Raw genomic sequence first — 4,274 nt, forward strand, 5'->3', positions numbered from 1 at the left:
CCCGGGAGCCGTTCCAAACCAGTTCCGGCTTTTCGTTCTTCAAGAAGGCGATGGCCACGGCCTCGGCATCGCCGGTGTCGATCATCATACCGGCGGAACCCGCGGCGCCGAAGGCAATGCGGGCAAACTGCAGTCGCGCCGAGGCGTTCCTGGCGCTCTGGCGAATGAGCTTCATGGCGTCTTCGTCGGCGCCGCCCTCGTCGAGCAGCTCGAGGCCGTTGTTGATTGCGCCCACCGGCGAAATGATGTCGTGGCAGACGCGGCTGCAAAGCAGTGCCGCGAGATCAGGCGCGGAAAGGGTGAAAAGCTCGGCCATCGGCGAAATCCCTGCTTAAGTCACTTGTTCATGGCCGAGCGACAGTTTTCGCGCCTGCCCACACGAATCACGCTCTTTCCAAGGCTTTCTGAATACACAGGGCCCGAGCGCGCATCAACAAATCCAAAATTGTCGGCGGCGAAAATGGTGTGTTCGCGGGGGAAACCCACTGCGGAGGCGCACGCGCAGCCTTCGAACCGCCATCTTCGTGTGGGAGCTTAATGGTTGAAAAAGGATTACGGCATAATTTGCCCGTGATAGCCACCCTGAACGGCCGGCAAGAAGCCGCAGGGGTGCGAGGCGTCGGCGAAAGTGCTCCCTGACGGAGATTTGGAAGCATGTTTTCCCGATACTACGACCGGACGTTCGTCCGTGTCCTCACCATGACCATCACACTCCTGGCGGCTTTGGTCCTTTCGACCTCGGCGTCGCGGGCTCAGCAGTACACCGCTCAGGAAATCGTCGATTCCGGTCATAAATTCTTCGGCGAGACGTCCGGCGGCCTGGCCACCGTCGTCGAGAAGATCTTTGCCTCCTACGGCCTCCCCAACGGCTACCTGCTCGGCGAGGAAGGATCCGGCGCCCTGATCGGCGGCCTGACTTATGGCGAAGGGACGCTCTACACCAAGAACGCCGGCGACCATAAGGTGTTCTGGCAGGGTCCGTCGCTCGGCTGGGATTTCGGCGGCGAGGGATCGCGGGTGATGATGCTGGTCTATAACCTCGACGACATCAGCAGCCTTTATAACCGCTTCGGCGGCGTCGCCGGCTCCGCCTATGTCATCGCGGGCGTCGGCTTCAACGTATTGCAGAGCAACCGGGTGCTGCTCGTGCCGATCCGCACCGGCGTCGGTGCCCGTCTCGGGGTCAATCTCGGCTATCTGAAGCTCACCGAAAGGCCGACCTGGAACCCGTTCTGATCGGATTGCGCTCGCTACAATCGCTCGGACTGTGCTGATCGCGCCGCGGCAAGCTCTTGCCGCGGCGTTGAATTTCCGCCATGCCAAGATGGTACAATCCCGCGATTGCCGCCCCGTAAAGTGGATAGCACGCCTTGGTCCAGTCGGTTCTGTTCTTCGTACTTGGTTTCCTTTGCGCCGTTTTTCTGGTGTCGCTGGTCGCGCCGGCGGTCTGGCGGCGGGCCGTTGTCCTGACGCGCAGGCGCCTCGAGGCTTCGTTGCCGCTGACGCCCGCCGAGATCCAGGCGGACAAGGACCGGGTCCGTGCGGAATACGCCATGACGACGCGCCGGCTGGAGATAACCGTCAAGAATCTGCAGGAGAAGGTGGCCGAACAGCTGGTCGAGATCGGTCGCGGGCGCGAGGCCTTGAAGGGGCTCGCGGTCGAAACGAAGGACAAGAACCAGGCGCTCTCCGATCTGCAGGCCAAGAATGCGGAGCTCAGGCAGCGCGAGGAGGATCTGCACCGCCTGTCGGAAAAGCATGCACAGATGGAGCGGGCTTTGGAGAAGCGCGCGCTGGAGCTGCAAAAGCTCGAGCAGATGTATGATGACGCCAGCTTTTCGTCCTCGAATCGCCAGATCGAGCTGGTCGCGCGAGAATCGGAGCTGGAAAAGCTCGCCAGCGATATCGCGTTGCTCAAAGGCCAGCGCAAGGAGGCGGACCGGCGCAACCAGGAAGTCGCCTCGGAAAGCAAGGCCGCTCGCGAAGCGTTGAAGGCTGAGAAGAAGAAAACGGCCGAGCTCGAGAAGAAGGTGGAACGGCTGCTCGCCACGCTTGCCGATCGCGAGGAAAAGCTCGACCGGCATGAGAAGGACCTTGCTCGAATGCGCGAACGTTCGAAGGAGACCGCCGCGGCGAACGGCGTCGCGCGGCTGGCTGCCGGCTCGGCTGCGAAAAGTGACGATGTCGATAAGGCAATCGCCAGGCTCGAGGGCGACCGGGAACGGCTGGAGGCAAGGCTGACGGCGCTGGCGCGTGAGAACAAGCGGCTGAAAACCGATCTTGCCGCCGCGGGGACGCCGTTGCCGGAATCGGCGGGCGACGCACGCTCCGGCGCCGGCCTTCGCGAACAAATGAACGAACTGGCGGCCGAGGTCGTCAATCTGACGATGAAGCTCGACGGGCCGGATTCCCCTATCGCCAAGGCGCTGGCGGGCGAGGGGCAGCAGAATGGGCGCGGCGTCAGCCTTGCCGACCGCGTGAGGGCTTTGCAGAAGGCCGGCTCGTAACTGAGAAAGACGACCGCGAGCTGCCCCGGGGTCGTTCCGTGGCTACCGGTCGGAAAAGTGATGCAGCGCTATTGCAGACGCCGCGGCGACATTCAGGCTGTCAAAACCTTCCGCCATGCCGATCCTCATAGTGTGCAGCCGGGTAAGCAGGTCCCGCGGCAGGCCTTCGCCTTCGGTGCCGAGATAGAGCGCCAGCCTCGCTGGCCGCTCCGCGGCGCGGATGTCGGTTGCTCCGCCCGGCGACAGAGCGAACTGGCTGAAGCCAAGCCGATCGAGCGTCGCGGTGAAGGCTCCGGTATCGCCGAAGAAGGCGAAGGGAACCTTGAGCGCCGCGCCCACCGAAACACGGATTGCCTTACGGTAGAGCGGATCGCAGCAGGTCTGGTCGAGCAGCACCGCGCCCGCGCCGAAGGCCGCCGCGTTGCGGAAGATCGCTCCCATGTTGTCGTGATTGGATATGCCGACCAGGACGACGGCCAATGCGCGCCGGGGCAAGGTCTCCACCAGAATCTCGGCGGGCACCGGGTCGCCACGCATGCCGATCGCCAGGATGCCGCGATGCATGTGGAAGCCGGCGATCCGGTCCATGACCTCACCGGCGGCAACGTAGACGGGGAAATCCGGCGGCGCCTTGTTCAAGATCTCGCGCGCGCCAGCCAGCCTGTTTTCGAGGATGAGGGCAGACTCGGCGGCGAAGCGCCCGGCCGACAACAGGAGGTCAAGCACCACCTTGCCTTCGGCGACGAAGCGGCCTTGCCGGCCGACGAGATCGCGCTCGCGGATGTCGAGATAGGCGGCGACGCGCGGGTCCCGGGGGTCGTCGATGGGGATGAGGTTCATGCGTGCCTCGCCGAAGACCAATGCATGTCGCCCAGAAGTGTGCAGCGATTCTGGGACGACGGCATGCATCAAAACACGACGACATGCATCAAAACAAAGACTTAAAGCGCGTTGACTGAATCCGGTTCAGCGCGACGCGCTTTAGAGCGGTTCACCGTTTCACGGAAGCGCTAAACCGCTCTATCTCTTTGTTTTAGCCGCATTTGTGCGACGCCAAGCGATTTCGCTTGGCTGCAAAATGCTCTAGTCGGCAAGGTATGAGTGACTGGAACCGCGGGTCAAGCCCCAGCGCGGCGCAAGCGGTAGGCCATCTGGGAAAGATCGCCTTCGCCGAAAATGCCTTCCAGCATACGCAGCAACTCGCGCACCGCTTCGGATTTGCAGGAATAGTAGATCATCTGGCGGTCGCGCCGGGTCTCGACAAGATCGAGCGCCCTCAACTTGGCGAGATGCTGCGACAGTGCGGACTGGCTGAGTTGCACCTTCTCGGCGATGGCGCCGACCGACATTTCGTCATCGATCAGATGGGCCACGATCAGCAAGCGCTTTTCGTTGCCCATGAGGGTGAGAAACGCGGCAGCCGATTCCGCATTGGCGATAAGCTTATTTGAGATCATAGATCCCCCAAGGGTCCTGGCTCATCCTGGCGCCAGGGGGCAATGGCGCCTGATTCCACAATGTTCAGATGTCGATGGGCGCTGCTGAATCAGCGTCACAACGAAGGTAGATCATTTTATCTAAATCTCAAGCGTTGCTTTCGCCGGCTCGCGATCAACTATCGGTCTTGCTCTGCCGCGCGTGCCGCCTTTGCCATCTCGACAAGCGCCGAGCGCAATTCACGCGCGCTTTGCAGAGGCCGGGGAAAGAAAATCCTGCAGGTCGCATCCGGGGCGGCGAGATCCATGCCATCGGGGTCGAAGCCGGTGG

At 62.4% G+C, this 4,274-nt stretch carries 5 protein-coding genes and 1 pseudogene; 2 read left to right on the forward strand and 4 right to left on the reverse strand.

Annotated elements, in window-relative coordinates; genetic code table 11:
* Window positions 1-316 (reverse strand): annotated as a pseudogene (locus tag EOD07_RS24670) (histidine phosphotransferase); the annotation flags it as partial.
* A 383-nt stretch (window positions 317-699) separates the two neighbouring features.
* On the opposite strand from EOD07_RS24670, the gene EOD07_RS24675 reads away from it, so the two are divergent.
* Both EOD07_RS24675 and EOD07_RS24680 read left to right on the forward strand, forming a co-directional pair.
* Window positions 700-1,236, forward strand: coding sequence for an EipA family protein (locus EOD07_RS24675; RefSeq protein WP_224514585.1), 537 nt, complete (start codon window positions 700-702; stop codon window positions 1,234-1,236).
* A gap of 134 nt (window positions 1,237-1,370) precedes the next feature.
* Window positions 1,371-2,507: a hypothetical protein gene (locus EOD07_RS24680; RefSeq protein ID WP_127237291.1), complete on the forward strand. Its 1,137-nt coding sequence runs from the start codon at window positions 1,371-1,373 to the stop codon at window positions 2,505-2,507.
* A gap of 42 nt (window positions 2,508-2,549) precedes the next feature.
* Here the strand turns inward: EOD07_RS24680 and EOD07_RS24685 are convergent, their stop codons facing one another.
* The 3 genes from EOD07_RS24685 to EOD07_RS24695 form a co-directional block, all read right to left on the reverse strand.
* Window positions 2,550-3,347 carry an RNA methyltransferase gene (locus EOD07_RS24685; protein ID WP_127237292.1) on the reverse strand — a complete coding sequence of 266 codons (798 nt, stop codon included), beginning with the start codon at window positions 3,345-3,347 and terminating at the stop codon, window positions 2,550-2,552.
* Between the two features lie 278 nt (window positions 3,348-3,625).
* The gene (locus tag EOD07_RS24690) at window positions 3,626-3,964 is read right to left on the reverse strand and encodes a metalloregulator ArsR/SmtB family transcription factor (RefSeq protein ID WP_073986227.1); all 339 of its coding nucleotides are present in this window, start codon (window positions 3,962-3,964) and stop codon (window positions 3,626-3,628) included.
* A 158-nt stretch (window positions 3,965-4,122) separates the two neighbouring features.
* A partial coding sequence (locus tag EOD07_RS24695; RefSeq protein ID WP_127237293.1) for a DUF2470 domain-containing protein occupies window positions 4,123-4,274 on the reverse strand: 152 nt, incomplete at its 5' end.

It is taken from the genome of Mesorhizobium sp. M2C.T.Ca.TU.002.02.1.1 (genome assembly GCF_003997225.1).